Source organism: Thermoanaerobacterium sp. RBIITD, from assembly GCF_900205865.1.
Lineage (GTDB): Bacteria > Bacillota > Thermoanaerobacteria > Thermoanaerobacterales > Thermoanaerobacteraceae > Thermoanaerobacterium.
On record NZ_LT906662.1, the window covers coordinates 1,826,111 to 1,842,134 of the forward strand.

21 protein-coding genes, 1 tRNA gene and 1 pseudogene are annotated in these 16,024 nt (G+C 36.3%); all 23 read left to right on the forward strand.

Translation table 11 applies throughout. The annotated features are described in order from the left end of the window. The 23 genes and pseudogenes from CPG45_RS08715 to CPG45_RS08825 all read left to right on the forward strand — a co-directional run bounded on the left by CPG45_RS08715 (window position 1) and on the right by CPG45_RS08825 (window position 16,003). Window positions 1-789 (forward strand): hypothetical protein, encoded by a 789-nt coding sequence (locus CPG45_RS08715; RefSeq protein WP_231968669.1) that lies wholly within the window; start codon window positions 1-3, stop codon window positions 787-789. Between the two features lie 857 nt (window positions 790-1,646). Beyond that, window positions 1,647-1,721, forward strand: a tRNA-Glu gene (locus CPG45_RS08720). A 101-nt stretch (window positions 1,722-1,822) separates the two neighbouring features. Next, window positions 1,823-2,125 (forward strand): hypothetical protein, encoded by a 303-nt coding sequence (locus tag CPG45_RS08725; protein ID WP_096231545.1) that lies wholly within the window; start codon window positions 1,823-1,825, stop codon window positions 2,123-2,125. 23 nt (window positions 2,126-2,148) lie between these two features. Further along, window positions 2,149-2,562, forward strand: coding sequence for a hypothetical protein (locus tag CPG45_RS08730; RefSeq protein ID WP_096231546.1), 414 nt, complete (start codon window positions 2,149-2,151; stop codon window positions 2,560-2,562). A 251-nt stretch (window positions 2,563-2,813) separates the two neighbouring features. Further along, the gene (locus tag CPG45_RS08740) at window positions 2,814-3,002 is read left to right on the forward strand and encodes a DUF1874 domain-containing protein (RefSeq protein ID WP_096231548.1); all 189 of its coding nucleotides are present in this window, start codon (window positions 2,814-2,816) and stop codon (window positions 3,000-3,002) included. Window positions 3,003-3,670: 668 nt separating this feature from the next. Then, a complete protein-coding gene (gene ltrA, locus CPG45_RS08745; RefSeq protein WP_096231549.1) occupies window positions 3,671-5,584 on the forward strand; it encodes a group II intron reverse transcriptase/maturase in 1,914 nt (637 codons plus the stop codon). A 3-nt stretch (window positions 5,585-5,587) separates the two neighbouring features. Further along, the gene (locus CPG45_RS08750) at window positions 5,588-5,851 is read left to right on the forward strand and encodes an STIV orfB116 family protein (RefSeq protein WP_172856431.1); all 264 of its coding nucleotides are present in this window, start codon (window positions 5,588-5,590) and stop codon (window positions 5,849-5,851) included. A 45-nt stretch (window positions 5,852-5,896) separates the two neighbouring features. Beyond that, window positions 5,897-6,196 carry a hypothetical protein gene (locus tag CPG45_RS08755; protein ID WP_096231551.1) on the forward strand — a complete coding sequence of 100 codons (300 nt, stop codon included), beginning with the start codon at window positions 5,897-5,899 and terminating at the stop codon, window positions 6,194-6,196. A 20-nt stretch (window positions 6,197-6,216) separates the two neighbouring features. Continuing rightward, window positions 6,217-6,936 carry a hypothetical protein gene (locus CPG45_RS08760; protein ID WP_096231552.1) on the forward strand — a complete coding sequence of 240 codons (720 nt, stop codon included), beginning with the start codon at window positions 6,217-6,219 and terminating at the stop codon, window positions 6,934-6,936. 53 nt (window positions 6,937-6,989) lie between these two features. Further along, a pseudogene (locus tag CPG45_RS08765) lies at window positions 6,990-8,084 on the forward strand (AAA family ATPase); the annotation flags it as partial. A gap of 56 nt (window positions 8,085-8,140) precedes the next feature. Further along, window positions 8,141-8,671, forward strand: coding sequence for a hypothetical protein (locus CPG45_RS08770; protein WP_096231554.1), 531 nt, complete (start codon window positions 8,141-8,143; stop codon window positions 8,669-8,671). 15 nt (window positions 8,672-8,686) lie between these two features. After that, window positions 8,687-9,235 (forward strand): hypothetical protein, encoded by a 549-nt coding sequence (locus CPG45_RS08775; RefSeq protein ID WP_096231555.1) that lies wholly within the window; start codon window positions 8,687-8,689, stop codon window positions 9,233-9,235. 52 nt (window positions 9,236-9,287) lie between these two features. Continuing rightward, window positions 9,288-9,545 carry a hypothetical protein gene (locus CPG45_RS08780; protein WP_096231556.1) on the forward strand — a complete coding sequence of 86 codons (258 nt, stop codon included), beginning with the start codon at window positions 9,288-9,290 and terminating at the stop codon, window positions 9,543-9,545. A 69-nt stretch (window positions 9,546-9,614) separates the two neighbouring features. After that, entirely contained in the window at window positions 9,615-10,943 is a 1,329-nt protein-coding gene (locus tag CPG45_RS08785; protein ID WP_096231557.1) for a vWA domain-containing protein, read from the forward strand. Between the two features lie 33 nt (window positions 10,944-10,976). Then, window positions 10,977-11,612 carry a hypothetical protein gene (locus tag CPG45_RS08790; protein WP_096231558.1) on the forward strand — a complete coding sequence of 212 codons (636 nt, stop codon included), beginning with the start codon at window positions 10,977-10,979 and terminating at the stop codon, window positions 11,610-11,612. Next, window positions 11,612-11,893 (forward strand): hypothetical protein, encoded by a 282-nt coding sequence (locus tag CPG45_RS08795; RefSeq protein WP_096231559.1) that lies wholly within the window; start codon window positions 11,612-11,614, stop codon window positions 11,891-11,893. The genes CPG45_RS08790 and CPG45_RS08795 overlap by 1 nt, the downstream gene beginning before the upstream one ends. Next, window positions 11,874-12,602 (forward strand): hypothetical protein, encoded by a 729-nt coding sequence (locus CPG45_RS08800; RefSeq protein ID WP_096231560.1) that lies wholly within the window; start codon window positions 11,874-11,876, stop codon window positions 12,600-12,602. The genes CPG45_RS08795 and CPG45_RS08800 overlap by 20 nt, the downstream gene beginning before the upstream one ends. Window positions 12,603-13,223: 621 nt before the next feature. After that, window positions 13,224-13,370, forward strand: coding sequence for a hypothetical protein (locus tag CPG45_RS17025; RefSeq protein ID WP_172856527.1), 147 nt, complete (start codon window positions 13,224-13,226; stop codon window positions 13,368-13,370). 21 nt (window positions 13,371-13,391) lie between these two features. Continuing rightward, on the forward strand, window positions 13,392-13,685 hold the full coding sequence (locus CPG45_RS08805; protein ID WP_096231561.1) for a hypothetical protein: 294 nt from the start codon (window positions 13,392-13,394) through the stop codon (window positions 13,683-13,685). A 155-nt stretch (window positions 13,686-13,840) separates the two neighbouring features. Continuing rightward, window positions 13,841-14,086: a DUF4314 domain-containing protein gene (locus tag CPG45_RS08810; RefSeq protein ID WP_231968670.1), complete on the forward strand. Its 246-nt coding sequence runs from the start codon at window positions 13,841-13,843 to the stop codon at window positions 14,084-14,086. Between the two features lie 22 nt (window positions 14,087-14,108). Further along, the gene (locus CPG45_RS08815; RefSeq protein WP_096231562.1) at window positions 14,109-14,663 is read left to right on the forward strand and encodes a host-nuclease inhibitor Gam family protein; all 555 of its coding nucleotides are present in this window, start codon (window positions 14,109-14,111) and stop codon (window positions 14,661-14,663) included. Window positions 14,664-14,676: 13 nt separating this feature from the next. After that, complete coding sequence (locus tag CPG45_RS08820; RefSeq protein WP_096231563.1) at window positions 14,677-14,934, forward strand: hypothetical protein; 258 nt, start codon at window positions 14,677-14,679, stop codon at window positions 14,932-14,934. 49 nt (window positions 14,935-14,983) lie between these two features. Beyond that, complete coding sequence (locus CPG45_RS08825) at window positions 14,984-16,003, forward strand: recombination directionality factor (protein WP_096231564.1); 1,020 nt, start codon at window positions 14,984-14,986, stop codon at window positions 16,001-16,003. The last annotated feature ends 21 nt before the right edge of the window (window positions 16,004-16,024 follow it).

A 16,024-nucleotide genomic window follows, 5' to 3' on the forward strand; every position in this document is an offset into this window, starting at 1 on the left:
ATGATAGATGAAAGATGGCAAGACATTTATGCGTCAAGACAGACAAACAAAATCCTGACAGGTGAATTAAACGCAATTGAAAGAGTAAAGATAGGAGGTGACGAAGCAAAGGAATGTGCGGTAGTTTTCTACAATGGTGCAAAGGTATTGATTCCATTTGAAGAGATGGGACTGCCGAGAGAAGATGTCACAATAGTACGTTCAATGATAGGTGCAGAGATAGACTTTGTTGTACGTGGCATTGACACTGACAGAGAAATAGCAGTAGGTTCAAGAAAATTCGCAATGGCATTGAGAAGGAAACTTGAATTACCAAAACACAATGTAGGCGACATTATACAAATCAGAATTGATGCTGTTGGCAAAAACAGTGTAATAGCAGAAGTCTATGGCGTTGAAGTAAGAATACCAAAAGAAGATATAGACTATGGTTATATAGACAACATTAACGATCTCTTGCAAGTGGGTGATAAGGTTCAGGCAAAAATAACAGAATTAGACATTGAAAAAGGCATAATAAAAGTTTCAGTAAAAGAAACAAAGCCTAATCCATTTTTAACAGTAGGCACAAAATACGTAAAAGGCGGTGAATATTTGGGCACAGTAAAAGGCGTAAAGAGATATGGCTATTTTGTAAATTTGGAACAAGGTATAGACGTTTTATGTCCTAACACGTACTGGAAAGACATGCCTAAACGTGGTGACAAAGTGACAGTACGTATAACGTACATTGACAAAAATAAACAGTACGTAAGCGGAATATTAAAAAGAATTATCAGAAAAGCTTAATTGCAGGCATAAAGCCTGCTTTTTTTTGCAAAACGTATTGAGAATAATTATCAAAAAGAAATTTAAAAAAAGTATTGATTTTTGGAAATTTTATGTTTATACTAAATTAGAAAATCTAATGTTGAGATCAGCATAAAAACGTAGGTATCTTTTCCATCAAGGTTGCCTATACTGTACCGTTCAACTACAGTAATAGGCGTAAAAGAAAGCCTAAGAACGGTTGTTGATTAGACATTAGCGGTGGCTCAATCGCACCGATAAAACGGAGCTTTAGATGCAGTGTAGAAACACAGGTGCAAATCCTGTACGTGCAATTCCTGATTTAGGAAAAAGATATGAGCTGGAATGTTCATATCAATGCAGGTTAGGTCAGTAAAGGAGACCGCTGCATTTGCACTTAATATAAAGGTGGAATGGCACTTCACCGTGCATGTTTGTTGGTAGCTTGCACAGGAGGCTGCATGATGTTTATACATCATGTCTAGATCCTAGGTCGTAAACCAACTGGGTAGTAAAGGAGGGTTCATCAGAGTCGGGACGGTCCTCCTACCGAGAAATCATTCCGACAAGGCTGTGGACAGTGCCAGTACGGAGGGCATCCACAGGACTCCCTTGTGACAGAAGCTATATATCAGGGGAGGGAAATGCCAGCAGTAGAAGGCGGGTTGGACGTCCACCCGTTAGCGCAGCTTCAAAGGTCATAATGGCAGAACTGTCGCCCTACAGAGAAATCTGCCTACCTAATGTTTGACGAGGCAAGTTGCTTGCATGGGCATGTCGTTGAGCGGGACGTATCAGCGGCGGAAAAGCTTTTACAAGGTATGAAAAACTTTGTAAAAGCCTTTTTTATATTTTAAGGCGGGTTCGTTCATTGGTTAGGATAGTAGGCTTTCAACCTGCTGAAACGGGTTCGATTCCCGTACCCGCTGCCAACTGAACATTCAAGGACTTACAAATTTTTGTAGGTCCTTTTTTTATTTTTAAAAAATTTATCTGTGTCTTTTTAAAATAGAATTTAAGGAGGAAAAAACGAATGAAGCATAGTTATTCTTGTCAGTTCACCAATACAGGATTATGCCTTGCCCAAAATTTTCAGGAGTACTTGCATTGTGTTCCTGAAAAGTGTCAGTATCTGAAAGGGCATTTAGCTCGTAGATACTGGGGAGAATACGCTGGCGACACAGGGAAAGACAATGGGATATTCAACGCTGGCGCATTTACCAACCTAAACGAGGCTATCCAGGCTGTAAAAGAAGGACTCTCTAAATGTCAGGAGCCATACTGGGGAATAGTTGTTGACTTGTTGACAAATCAACGCATACCTGTCAACCTATAAGAAATAATAAGGAGGAATTTTGGATGAGCGGGAAATTTTACAGTCTTGCAACTGAAAGGTTGCAATATGATTTTGAAACTTGTAACGGGTTTCTGTTTTATCCAGAATCCGATATAGTTACAGAAACATTGTTAAAGCACGGAAGGAAAAAGTTTTATTTCCGTGCAAAAATATTACAAAGACTTCCTAAAAAAGAAGTCTTTGTATATGACGACAACACTGGTCTCGGCGTTGTCGTAACAAAAGGCTGGAATGGCAGTTTCCACGATCCGTTATACCTGCCTTGCGTTGCTGTATTTGCTGCAAGGAAACGTGGAGGCTGGCTTGGAAAAGCGAATAATCTTTTTCAAAAACTCCTCCACGAAGTAGAATTAGGCGAGGATAAGACCCTCGCAGAAATAAAGGCATGGGAACATTCCCGTGCCTTTGAAGAATAGAAGGAGGAATTAAAAATGTCAACAAAAAATTGGGCTATTCTACAGTATTTTCAAGACCCATCACAGTACCTGGTACGGAGTTTCATTACCTCCGTACCAGAAGAGGTGACAGGAAAAGAACTGCGGAATATGTTAGGCTTACAAGGCAATTTTTGCCTTGTAAGCGAGGAAGATTGGGACGAGGATATTATAAACTCTTTCAAGTCCCAATCTTCAGAATAAAATTTAAAAAAAAACAAGGAGGAATTATGATGAGAACAATTTTAGGAAATGCTTTTTCTCTGCAAATGTTAGATTTACAGAGAAAATCTAATGTCGAGGTCACTCCTTTGACGTTGGATGAGGTTAAAAATCTTTTAAGTGAGGGCTTTGTTTCTGCTGTAGGACATCAAGACACAGGTGCGCTGCGTTTGCGCGATAATCCTACCCTGATAAGGTAGGAAAAACGCCAGCATGTCAGAAATGACATGACAACTGACTCATCGAAATCAGAGGTGAAATTCCTCTGCCACACAGAGTTAACGCTGATGAAGCATATCAAAGCCAAAGCGGTGTGCGTGTTGAGACTCCTGCTGGCATTAGTATATCGCTATATATTGGTGTCAGAAGCCAGGTAAAGTCGTAGCCTGAAAACCTAAACCTTGTAGAAATACAAGGCATGGATAATAATGGTGCGGACATCCGTGACCCATGGAGACGCAAGAAAGGTATACCTGAAGCTCCGTCATGATGTGCCTTGGAAACAAGGAAACAATGGAAGTCAAATATAATGCTCTGTGTTCATTATATCTGTACAGGCTTGAAATAACCTGTAATAGCCAATGCATAACTGTAACTCAAACATTGGTGTAAACTTCCCGGAGTAGAGTACCCTCCTAAAGGTCACAATTAAGGATAGATGAGTCGGAACGCAGGAGAGCCTATATGTGGAATGTAGCGACATAATGAAGCATATAGGAAGTCGGAGGTGTCATAGTAGTAATGATATACCATAACATAAATGGTATTGAGCGAAGGACACCAGACGGTTAGTTCTTGTAAATAATTCTCACCGCAATCTTGAGAGTCCTTGAAATATAGGTAATGAACCATAAGGAGGCGATACCTTATGCATATAAACAGCAAGGTTGCAAGTGAAGGACAGCTTAAGGAAAGACTAGACTTAATTTATGCCAGAAGTAAAGAAGGACGATCATTCCATGGACTGTATGAGTTGGCTTTCAATCCAGTAACAATAGTTACTGCAATTCACAACATTAAGTCCAATAAAGGTTCCTATACACCTGGTGTGGATAAAAACAACATAAACTATTACTTGCAAATGCCATATCAGGAGCTAATAGAGCTCGTGCAAAGCACAGCTAAAAACTATCAACCAAAACCAGTCAGAAGGATATATATTCCGAAGAAAAATGGCAAAATGAGACCATTAGGTATTCCTACTATGTTAGACAGGATAATTCAAGAATGTATTCGAATAGTCATTGAGCCTATATGTGAAGCAAAATTCTACCCACACAGTTACGGTTTCAGACCATATAGAGCAACAAAACACGCCATAAAGGATGTTGTAAATAACATTAATTCAGCCAAAAATGATGTACCCAAATATGTAATAGAAGGTGATATTAAAGGCTGCTTTGACAACATAAATCATCACATCCTGCTAAACAAATGTTATCGCATAGGAATACATGACAAACGGATACTAATGCTAATCAAGCAAATGCTCAAGGCAGGTTATATAGAATCTGACCTTAAACATATAACAGAAATAGGAACACCCCAAGGCGGCATCATTTCACCATTATTGGCAAATATATATCTAAATAATTTTGACTGGATGGTCGGTAGAATGTATCAAGAACCAAAACAACAATGTCAAAATGTGTACACGGACAGAAGAAGGCTTAAGCTACATGGCGTGGTACCTAAATACCTAGTCAGATATGCCGATGACTGGATAATAATGACAACAACAGAAAAGGAAGCCAACAGACTGTTAAAATACCTCCGGAAATACTTCAGATACAAACTCAAATTGGAACTTTCCGAAGAAAAGACAGTTATAACAGACATGACACAAAGATACATTAAATTTTTAGGCTTCCTAATACAGGCAGACTATAAAAGACCTACACCAGACAATCCGCATCCAACCAAATTAGTAGGCAAACCCAGACCAGACTTCAAAAAAGTCAAGGAACAAGTCAAAACTATTAATAAAGAAATTAGCAAACTAAAAGACATTCCAAAAGAACTGGACAGAGCCATACAAATAGAAAAAATAAACTCCATGATTATAGGCGTAGTGGAGTATTGGAAAACAGGAATAAGCAGCAATACCTTCAGTTACATTGATGACAAAATAGAACGCTGTGCATGCCGAACATTCCAAAAACTCTATCCCAAAACGTATATGGAGTACAAGATTGAATTGGACAAACTCTCAAATAGACCGCAAAGACATCAAGGTTATAAGACTAAAACATTTGCGGTTAAAATTAAAGACCAATACATTGGCATTACTAAAGCCTTCATCACTCATAGCCAATGGCTAAAATATCCATTCAATCAAAAGATGACCCCATATACAGAAGAAGGCAGAAACTTATACCTAAAACAATTTGATATGAAAAAGAAACTGCCTTTGAATAGACCACCGCTCTATGATGTAGATATTCTAGTTCAACACAAAAATGACAAACTATATAATTTTGAATACTACATGAATAGAGAATATGCCTATAATCGAGACAAAGGCAGATGTAGAATATGTGGAAAATGGCTGGAAAAAGGCGACATGGAATGTCATCATATCCAACCGCAACTTAAACCTGACAAGGCAAATAAGGTACCTAATCTGACATGGCTGTGTGAACAATGCCATCATGTTGTACATGGAAGTCCAATTCCGAACAGCTACACAGACAGACAGAAATCTAAGATCAATAAATTTAGAGAATTATTGCAAGCAAGCGATAGCGGCGACGCTAAAACTTGTCTCCGTAAAGGCGACTAATCGTTGGAAAGCCGTATGAGGCGAAAGTCTCACGTACGGTTTGGAGTGGGGGAAAAGGCAGAGATAACATCAAAGCCTGACCTATCACTACCAGCAGTCCTTTCGGACATGCTTGGTCTTGACGTCCCATGCAACCGCATAAATGTTCATCTTACACCAGATGACGTTCTTGTGGTTTCACAGCTTGTCGGCGGAAGGCTGCCTGAAGGCAGTACAAAGCTGCCTGACGGTTTTTCTTTCCAGTTTGTGAAGGTCAGTATTTTATAAGGCACAGCCGATGTGCCTTATTTAAAAATTAAAGGAGAATAAAGAATGTTTAATAAAATCGAAGAAATCAATCAAGAAAAACTTACTAATCATTTAAACAAAAAAGTAAAAAAATCAAAACAAAGAAAACAAAAACTTGCAAGTAAATACAAACACTTACAATCAAATGTTCCATGGTGGATACAAAGCAATAAACCATGGAAAAGAAATTATATTTCTTCTGGCAAATATAGATTTTATGCCAGAAGAAAAGCACGCAGATGGTACAATAATACAAATAAAGCAGATGAAATTAATAACACGTCGTATAAGAAAATATACGATGTTTGGTGGACAATTTTTTAAAAAGTTAAAGGAGGATTTTTATGAGTTATGACATAATCTATGACAGGCGTTTTATAAAAGTAGATGATTTGTACGTTCCAATGATCGAAATAGGTTCCAACAATACTTTTGAGATTTCTGCTTCAGGTCGTGAAATACCTGAAAAGTACTGGATGGAACTTGTTTGTGACAAAAACAAATATTTGTACAGCAAAGAAGAAATTTTGCAAACTGCAAAAGAATTAGATGAATGTGGTGGAATTTATAAGTCACGATACAGATCTTTTGAGAAAGATGAATTTGTAAAATATATCATGTCTGGCATCAAAAATGCTAAATCTCTTGAAATTTATATTAAATGGGGAAATAACTTAATTCTGCGAACATCTGACAATATAAAATATCCACAAACAACAAAAGAATTAAAAAACGAATTAATTTTTGCTGCATTAGCAAGTACAAAAATTAATTTATATTTTTCAGAACGTGATTTTAAAATAGGCAATGTCCTAACAACAAGAAATTTGTCAGAATATCCCTATGTTATCAAAGATGACTATTATTTGACACGCATATATGGCCGGAATACATGGTGGGATGATGACATCAACAATGCTCTTAAATTTAAAACAAAAAAAGAAGCAGAAAAATTCTTAAAAAAGCACAAAAAAGATCCTGTTCAGTATGTAATAATTCATTATTTTGATGAACAACAAAACAAACAAGGCAACTCAAGATATTATCAATTTTCACTATTCTAAATTTCAAAAGGAAATAAGGCTTAACAAAAAGCCTTTTTTATTTTCTAAAAAAATTAAAGGAGGAATTTTGTATGAAAAATAAAGTTGAAGCATTATCAATTGCAGTACAGGCAGGTGTTCCAGTACTATTATGGGGTTCACCAGGCACTGGCAAAACCAGTGCTATAACAGCATTAGGTGAACAATTAGGCTTGTTGACGGAAGTAGTTATAGCGTCCATCAGAGAGCCCAGTGACTTTTCAGGACTGCCTATTGTTACTGATGGCAGCGTGAAAATGGCACCTCCTGCATGGGCGAAGAATCTGGCGGAAGAAGGAAAAGGCTTATTGTTTCTGGACGAAATTTCAACAGCACCTCCAGCAGTTCAGGCAGCACTTTTAAGGGTCGTCCTTGATAGGACTGTTGGAGATTTAAAACTTCCTGATGGAGTTTCAGTTGTTGCAGCGGCAAACCCTCCAGAAGAAGCAGCAGGAGGTTGGGATTTAACGCCTCCGCTTGCAAACAGATTCTGCCATATTGACTGGACTATAAATGCAGAAGCATGGATAGAAGGCTTTACAAATGGTTTTGAAACGAGCAAAATCAAGAAACTACCAAAAGACTGGCAAAAATCGTTAAGACAAAATAAGAGCCTTATTTCAAGCTTCATTCATTTGCGTCCGCATTTGCTTTTGCAAGTTCCAAAAGAGGAAGTGCGTGCATGGGCAAGCCCACGTTCATGGGAAATGGCAGCGTATCTTATGACAGCGTGTGATTCAATCAATGCTGACGATGACGTAAAAAATACGCTTGTCACAGGATGTGTAGGCGAAGGAACAGGCATTGAATTTTTATCGTGGCTGAAAGACCTTGATCTGCCTGATCCTGAAGATTTGCTAAAAAATCCTGCCAGCTTCAAGCTTCCAACACGTGGCGACAAAGCCTATGCAGTACTTTCATCGGTTGCAACAGCAGCAGTTGAAAATCTGACAAAAGAACGTTGGATCGCTGCATGGGACATTTTTGCAAGTGCTGCAAAGCAAGGCGGAAAGGACGTAGCTGCTGCGTCTGTAAAGACGTTAGCACAGTCACGCAAGTCCAATTTGCCATTGCCAACAAAACAAATACAGGAATTTATCCCGTTACTAAGGGAGTCTGGATTACTGTAAGGCGGGCTTAAGTCCTGCCTTACTTTTTTTAAAAATAAAAAAGGAGGAATTGCAAAATGATAAAATTTGTAAAATGGGCGAGTGGAAGAATCCGTGGGATAATAGGTGTTAAACTTGATGAAATAGATTTTTTAAAAATCGTTACATTAAAGGGTGACGACCTTCCTGTGGATTTTCTTTTGCCAGTTTTAGACGCAGCATTAGGAGAGGATTGGAAAAACAAAGCAGAGGAAATGTTCCTATCTCGAGGATATCCTTGGAAGGTTAAGGTAACCACAGGAATGTCAGGAAGGTCTGATTACTTCCTGATAGAAAAAATAAACGAAGAATTTAATTACTCTCCGGTAACTGCTCATATTCATATAAGTATGAGTGGTGCATTAAACGAGGGTATATATGTCGATTTAAGTAAGCTATCTCCACTATTAAACAAAATATTGGAGGATTGCGTTTCTTGTAGTCCATCATATCTAGAAGTAATTGATCCAAAAGAAGAAGGACCGTTTAACGAACCATCTACACCTTCTGGATTGCTTGAAACAGTAGATGCTATAAAATCGATCAAGGTATTAAGCGGAAATGATTAAAGGAGGAATTTCAAAATGATAATGATTAAAAATATTCATTGGGAAAACAAAAATAAAGAACAAGGTGGTATTTTAGGGCTTAAGCGTGATGAAGCAACAAATAAAGTTACAATTGCTTCATTAAGAGGCAATGCTTTGCCAGTCGAATTTTTGTTATCAATTTTAAATGCAGGTTTAAAAGAAGGATGGGAGAAAGAAGCAGAAAAACTGCATTTGTCAAGAAAAAATCCTTGGCTAGTGTCAAGGTATGTCAATACTTCAGGCGCAGAAGATTATTATTTGACTGTATTGTCAAATTCTGTATGGAAATGCGCATATAATACAGCGCATATTCACATTAGTATGTACGGAAAATTAAATGAAGATTTAAATTTGTGGTTAGGTGATATACCGCCACTATTAAATGAAATACTTAAAAAGTATAATTCTTCTGAACCTGATTATATATATGCATATACACCTACATTTAACGAACATGAATTTATACCTCCGTCTACACCTTCAGGACTACTTGAAACAATAGAAGCTATAAAATCAATGAAGGCATTGAGCGGAGACAATTAAACAACAGGCAGGTTTAAGTCCTGCCTTATAGTTTTTTTTAAGGAGGATTAAAATGTCCAACAAGGTTATCAAAAAAATTCGTGTTAGATGTTCAGGGCATCTACATAAAATAGGCTTAAATCAAAAAGGACAATTAATATTTTTTAATCATACAAAAGCTGAAATTAAAGCTGAACAGGCTTTATACGAACTTGGTGCAGAGCCTTGCAGATGTCTAAAGTTTTTAGAAAAGTGGAGAAAAAAGCAATTTTACACACATCGAAAGCCATTCCACTTCATATATAGTATCGGCAATAGACCTTCTTGTTAAACATAAAATTTATAAAATTGAAATTAATAAAGACAACCAAAAATGGAAAATAATAAAGGAGGAATTAACATGACACTTCCATTGCAATTACAGGCAGCACGTCTAAAACTGGCAAAGGAGAGACCGTATCTTGCAAGCGCCTTATGGGCACTTCAGCCAGTGGAATTTAAAAAAGGCACGATGGCGGTTGATATGTACTGGCGACTTTATTATGATCCTAAAGTCGTTAATACATGGACGATAGACGAACTTGCTGGAGTACTTTATCACGAAATAAGTCACCTCTTGAGGCAACACAATGTCCGTATGAAAAACTTTCCTAAAAACATAGCAAACATTGCAGCAGATATTGAAGTGAACAACGATCTAATAGATGAAGGAGTAACTATGCCAAAAGGCATTATAACACGTGAACTTTTTGGTTTGCCTGATAACTTGCTTGCGGAAGAATATGCTGTTTTGCTTATGCAAATAAAACAAGAACTACGAAAAAAAGACCAGCAAAACCAAGACCAGCAAGATCAACAAAACTTGCAAGGTCAGCAAGGACAAGACCAGCAAAGTTTACAAGATCAGCAAGAACAAGATTCACAAGAACAAGATCAACAAAACCTACAGGACAAACAAGACAAAGATCAAAAGTCTCCACTTCCAGGTGCAGGACGTTGCGGTTCATGTGCAACAGGACAACTAGAAGAATGGGAACTGCCTGAGGGAAAAGGAGAACAGACAGGCATTACAGAAACAGAAGCAGAACTTATACGCAGAAGCGTTGCAGTTGCAATTCAAGAAGCATGCAGGCAACGTGGTAGCGTACCTGCTCATCTAAAAAGATGGGCAGACAAGAAATTAAAACCTAAAATAAACTGGAGAAAAGAACTTGCCACTGCGATAAAAAACACTATATCAAACGTGGCAGGCTGCATTGATTATTCATATAGCAAACCTTCAAGGCGTCCATATAAGGATATTATAATGCCGTCTTTAAGGCAGCCTTCTGTGAGTGTAGCAGTTGTCATAGATACGTCAGGAAGTGTATCTGACAACATGCTTTCACAGGCACTTGCAGAAGTTGACGGAATATTAAAGTCGGTTGGTCTAAAAGATGGCGTTCATTATATTGCCTGTGATGCGGAAGTGCATATCAGTAAAAAGATCACTGATATTAAACATGCAGAACTTGAAGGCGGTGGAGGAACAGACATGGGAGTTGGCATTAAAGCTGCTATGAGTCTTAAGCCGAGACCAAACGTATGTATAGTCCTAACAGATGGATATACTCCGTGGCCAGATACACCTCCACAAAAAATGAAGGTCATTGCAGGTTTGCTGTCAGAAGAAAATGCAACATGGCAAGTACCTAAATGGGCTAAAAAAGTTATTATAAGGGCAGACTAACTGCCCTTTAATTTTTAAAAGGAGGAATTGATTATGCCTAATTGGTGCAATACTGAAGTTGTTTTTATAGGTGAAAATGTTGAAAAACTTTATAACGACTGGCAAAAAGCTAATAAAAAATTTAAAAAAGAAGGAGATCAAGGTTGGTTAGGAAGATTATTTATGTACAGAAACGTTACCATGCCTATACAAAGTAATGAAAAAGCAGAAATATTAGGAAGATTATTTAAAGAGCCATATTGCAGAAGTTTTATTAATGACATTCATATGACGCAAAAAGATACTTTACTTATGTCGACTTTAGACGCATGGAAACCTGTGATAGATGCATATAACAAAATCGCTGACATGTATAATTTAAACTTCGTTGTAAAGGCGGAAGAACCAGGACAAGAAATATATCTTAATACTGACGCAACAGGAAAATACTTTCCAGAGCGTTATATTTTTGAATTTTTTTGCAATTCCTATATTCCTTATAATCTTCTTGTTAATAAACTAAATTCACTAGATGCACAAAGATACTTTTCAAGCTTCACTCAAGTATCTGAAATCCTTTCGGGATATGGTGTTAAAACTGAAGAAGATATGGAATACTTTTGCGAATATATACGCAACAAGTATCCTGATTGTATAATTAATTTTCATGAATATGAGGAGGAATTGTAATGAAAACAACAATTCTTTGTCTTGGTGAAGTTCATGAAATAGGCATTAATAAAAAAGGTCAGTTAATTTTTTACAATCACACAAAAGAAGAACTTAAGGCTGAAGGTGCATTAGAAAAGCTTGGAGGAACGCCTTGCAAATGCTATATGATATTACAAAACTGGCGTAATGGTGGCGATCTGCCAACAGAATTACTAATCGAATATGACAAAACAGAAGCTAAAAGAATTCAACGTTATATAAAAAGGAGGAAACAAGAAAATGCAAACCTTTGTAATTAATTGTATGCGTAAAAAACACACAATAACGGTTAATGACAAAGGACAACTGATCTTTTTAGATCATACAAAAGAAGAACTGGAAACTGAAATAGCACTTATGCAATTGGGCACAAATAAAATCAGCAAATGTGCAAAAGTGCTATATCAAATTAGACATCTGCCAAAAGATGTCAAAATAAATTTTGCAAAAGAAGAAAAAGACTTAAAAACCTTTATCATAGAAAAACAAACACTTCATGCAAAAAGAGATCTTAAGAAGCAAAAAAATACTTGCATAAGTATAAAAGGACAATTAAGATCAAAAATTTACAGCAGAATTAAAAAAACAATAAAAGATCTCTTTTTAAAGCAATCTACTTATCGATTTGCTAATAACCGATGGGTAGACTCTGAAAATCTAATTACTATCATAAACGCCGAGACCCCTGATATAAACCAAAAGAGTTGGCGCATATGGAGTCGTAATGGTAAATGGTCTGGTAACTCAACGGAAATAACAGTGTCAGTACCACTTGTACATTGGTACAACCACATTTATCAAAAAGGATTAGCACTTGTAGACGGTACTTTTATACTGGACATTTTAGAAGAAGCACCAGACCATTTTATAGTACTTGCAGGGAAAAAAGGTCGTGGCTTTTCTATAGAACCTTGCAAGGCAAAAATAAATAAAAATAACAAAAGTCTTAAATGGCTTAAGCAGGTTTAATCGCCTGCTTATTTTTTTTGTTAATTTTTCCTTGACATTTAAAAAATTTTGATCCTATAATAAGTTAGATTTCAAGGTTAACCTATCATAAAAAGCACGATCCTCCATATTATCCGTTCCACTCTCACTGCGGAGGAGGAAATCGAAAGAGTGGTTGATAGTGTACTTGACGGCATCATATCCCTCTGCCGTAAAAAGCGGATATGTATATTCGGAGGAAGGCATAAATGTGTACCGCTTTGCTTGATGATTTGGTACACAGTGATAAAAAGTGGAATATTGATCTAGGAAGAAAGGTATGTGCATGTATTACCAGAATTTTCAAGGTATGCGCATACCTTTTTATATAAGGCATATTCAAAGGCGAAACAGGTTTTTGAATATGCCTTTTTTATTTTTTAAACAAAGGAGAGTGTTAAAAAAATGAAAAAGGAAGTTATAAGACTTAACAAAACTCAAATAGACATTTATAAGTCCATTCGTGGCGATTGGGGCGATTTAAATCCAGTCACACGAATTGTAAGATCTAAAAAGGCATACAACAGACACAAACAAAATCAAAAGGTACGCAAACAGTTGCAAGCGTACCTTTACTAATTTCCAAAAAAGGAGGATAAAAACATGGTTAACACGCAAACAAACTCACAAAAACAAGAACAAACACGGACACAAAATAGCCTTGCTACCTGTCCTGACTGCGGTGCATTATTAGTGCCAGAGTCAGGTTGCATGTACTGTCCGTTTTGTGGCTGGTCAATGTGCAAATAATTTTTGAAAGGAGAAATATAAATGGTCATTGATGAAAAAATTCTTGATGATTTTTTTAATGGAAACTTGGATGAAGAACTTTTGAATTTCGTTAAAATGACATTGTCTATGACAGGTCTTGCAAACGACATTGATAAGGCATTTGCTGTAGGAAAAGCAATGTTAAAAACGCAAGCTTACAAAGAACCGGTTGAAAGGCACGTATACATCTCGGCTCTGATATTGCTGTTGTTATTCGAATTTTTGGAATATAAAAGTTTTAAAACGCAAAACATCGAAGAAATTCTTGCGCAAATAAAAGGCGGACTTAATTAGGTTCGCCTTTTATTTTTTTTAAAAAACATGAAAGGAGAAATTGATATGATTTTTGTTAAAATGCCATTACCGATATTAATTGCTTTAGCATTTGGCGTTGTTTATTATATCGGAAAATTAGACAATCAAAAAAATGAAAAGGAGGAAGTTAAATAATGTTTTTTAATAGTATGTTTTATGATGATACAAAAGCAAAAGTTTTAAGAAATATGTACCCTGTTGGGACAAAGATAAAATTAATCTACATGGATGATATACAGGCACCACCTGTTGGTACGTGTGGTACTGTAATTGGAGTAGATGATCTTGGCAATATATTAGTCGAATGGGAAAACGGAAGTAGCTTAAGTTTACTTCCTGACAAAGATAAATTTCAAGTAATTTCTAAACCTAATTTATAAAAATTTTAAAGGAGGATGTTAAATGATGGAAGATTTTATCGAGCTTGAAAAGGAGTTTTTAGAAGAAACTGAAAGACAATTTAATGATGATGACGGTATTCATAATGATAGTTATGCCGACTGGACTATCGCCAAAATTAAAAACCTTCAGGCAGACTTAGAAAGAAAAAAGATGTTTATCAAGAACAAAAAAGCAGCATTAGATGAGTGGTACGAACAGCAGGCAAAATCAATCAATCAGGATATTGCCTTCTACACATCACGCCTTCAGCAATACTTTGACAGTCTCGATCCATCACTGCTTACTAAAGGCAAAACGCAATTGTCTTATAGCCTGCCTTCAGGCAAGCTTGTTAAGAAATTTGAGAAGCCTGAATTTAGGCGTAATGACGAAGCTTTATTGCCGTGGATCGAACAAAATGCACCTGAATACATCAAAATCAAAAAAGACGTAGATTGGGCAGAATTGAAGAAAAAATTGAACGTGAATGGCAATAAAGCAATTCTGTCCGATACAGGCGAGGTTGTCGAAGGTATTGCTGTTGAAAATAAGCCTGCGGAATTTAAAATCGATTAAAGGAGGAATAATCATGGATAAAGAAGTAGACGAAATTCTTGCTGCGATGAACAACGAAATCGCAGCAAATAATTTCAAAGATTCGCTTGTAAGGTTTGAACAAGCAGCATATATGTTGCTGTCAGACTGGGATTCACTACCAGAAGACAGCGACATAAAAGACATAATATCAGAAAAATACCCGTTCAGAAAAGGTTTTTTAGAAGTTTGTCATGATATTTCTGAATGGGTAGAACACACAATCAATCAAATTAAGGAGAAACAGGTTTAAAACAAGCCTGTTTCTCTTTTTAATAAAAAATTAAAAGGAGAGGATTTGTATGATAAAAGGCTTATCAGAGATTAGAAGAATACCAAGATTAGGAAAGATTCACTTGGGCGAAAAAAAGAAATCAGAAAAAAGTGATAATTTATATCCATCAGCAACAAGTTATTTCGTTGTACACCAAGATAATAATACTTCAAAAGAAATGGCAGAAAAATTTCATAATGTGTATGGAGATCATCCTAAAGAATTGAATATCGTATTTCCTTTAGATGATCCAGAGAAGTTCTTTCCACAGTGGTTAAAAAGATATTCAAAAAGTATGCTTTTGTGCAAAGGTGACGGAGAAAAGGCAGTCGAAGTAGATGTAAAAACAGGTGAAAGAAAAGAAATCACTTGTTTATACAAAAACTGCCCTTATTACCAAAAAAAGCAATGTCGTAAAATTGGAAATCTGCAATTTTATCTAAATGAGATCCCTGGAGGAGTATGGCAAATCGATACATCTTCAGGTAACAGCATCATTGAATTAAATTCAGCAATAGACCTTATTAAAGCACAAAATAATGGACATATTGCAAACATACCATTAAAATTGTCACTACATCCAATACAGGTCACAGTAAATGGCTATCCTAAAACAATATATGTGCTTAAACTATCTCAATCAGAACATAATAAAGAGCCTAAAGAACCTAATATATTGCCTGATACTGATGATGTGCCTGAAGATCTGTTTCCCGATAATGTAAATTTAGAAGATATACCAAACAATTTACCAGATTTTGAGCCTGTAGACAGTATTGAAGATCCATTTACAGAAACTGCAACAAACGCAAAGTATGGACAACTAAAAGTTACGCATGTAAAAACTTTAAAAAACAATAATACAGGTGAAATTTTTTATGGTTTAACCTGTGTTGATAATAAAAATATTCAACATAATCTTGTCAGTCAAGACAATGTGAAACAATTAACAGGCAAGAGTTTAATTGAATACGAACTTGAGCCTGTTAATGACCATTTAGAAAAACTTATTTCATACAAGATTTTGGAAGATGTGCAGGAAGCCTAATTCCTGCACATTGCTTTAAAA

Coding starts and splice junctions, on each gene's coding strand:
- CPG45_RS08730 (WP_096231546.1), top strand. CDS start 2,149: ATGAGCGGGAAATTTTACAGTCTTGCAACTGAAAGGTTGCAATATGAT.
- CPG45_RS08800 (WP_096231560.1), top strand. CDS start 11,874: ATGCAAACCTTTGTAATTAATTGTATGCGTAAAAAACACACAATAACG.
- CPG45_RS08740 (WP_096231548.1), top strand. CDS start 2,814: ATGAGAACAATTTTAGGAAATGCTTTTTCTCTGCAAATGTTAGATTTA.
- ltrA (WP_096231549.1), top strand. CDS start 3,671: ATGCATATAAACAGCAAGGTTGCAAGTGAAGGACAGCTTAAGGAAAGA.
- CPG45_RS08820 (WP_096231563.1), top strand. CDS start 14,677: ATGGATAAAGAAGTAGACGAAATTCTTGCTGCGATGAACAACGAAATC.
- CPG45_RS17025 (WP_172856527.1), top strand. CDS start 13,224: ATGGTTAACACGCAAACAAACTCACAAAAACAAGAACAAACACGGACA.
- CPG45_RS08805 (WP_096231561.1), top strand. CDS start 13,392: ATGGTCATTGATGAAAAAATTCTTGATGATTTTTTTAATGGAAACTTG.
- CPG45_RS08825 (WP_096231564.1), top strand. CDS start 14,984: ATGATAAAAGGCTTATCAGAGATTAGAAGAATACCAAGATTAGGAAAG.
- CPG45_RS08760 (WP_096231552.1), top strand. CDS start 6,217: ATGAGTTATGACATAATCTATGACAGGCGTTTTATAAAAGTAGATGAT.
- CPG45_RS08780 (WP_096231556.1), top strand. CDS start 9,288: ATGTCCAACAAGGTTATCAAAAAAATTCGTGTTAGATGTTCAGGGCAT.
- CPG45_RS08725 (WP_096231545.1), top strand. CDS start 1,823: ATGAAGCATAGTTATTCTTGTCAGTTCACCAATACAGGATTATGCCTT.
- CPG45_RS08715 (WP_231968669.1), top strand. CDS start 1: ATGATAGATGAAAGATGGCAAGACATTTATGCGTCAAGACAGACAAAC.
- CPG45_RS08775 (WP_096231555.1), top strand. CDS start 8,687: ATGATAATGATTAAAAATATTCATTGGGAAAACAAAAATAAAGAACAA.
- CPG45_RS08795 (WP_096231559.1), top strand. CDS start 11,612: ATGAAAACAACAATTCTTTGTCTTGGTGAAGTTCATGAAATAGGCATT.
- CPG45_RS08770 (WP_096231554.1), top strand. CDS start 8,141: ATGATAAAATTTGTAAAATGGGCGAGTGGAAGAATCCGTGGGATAATA.
- CPG45_RS08790 (WP_096231558.1), top strand. CDS start 10,977: ATGCCTAATTGGTGCAATACTGAAGTTGTTTTTATAGGTGAAAATGTT.
- CPG45_RS08785 (WP_096231557.1), top strand. CDS start 9,615: ATGACACTTCCATTGCAATTACAGGCAGCACGTCTAAAACTGGCAAAG.
- CPG45_RS08815 (WP_096231562.1), top strand. CDS start 14,109: ATGATGGAAGATTTTATCGAGCTTGAAAAGGAGTTTTTAGAAGAAACT.
- CPG45_RS08810 (WP_231968670.1), top strand. CDS start 13,841: ATGTTTTTTAATAGTATGTTTTATGATGATACAAAAGCAAAAGTTTTA.
- CPG45_RS08755 (WP_096231551.1), top strand. CDS start 5,897: ATGTTTAATAAAATCGAAGAAATCAATCAAGAAAAACTTACTAATCAT.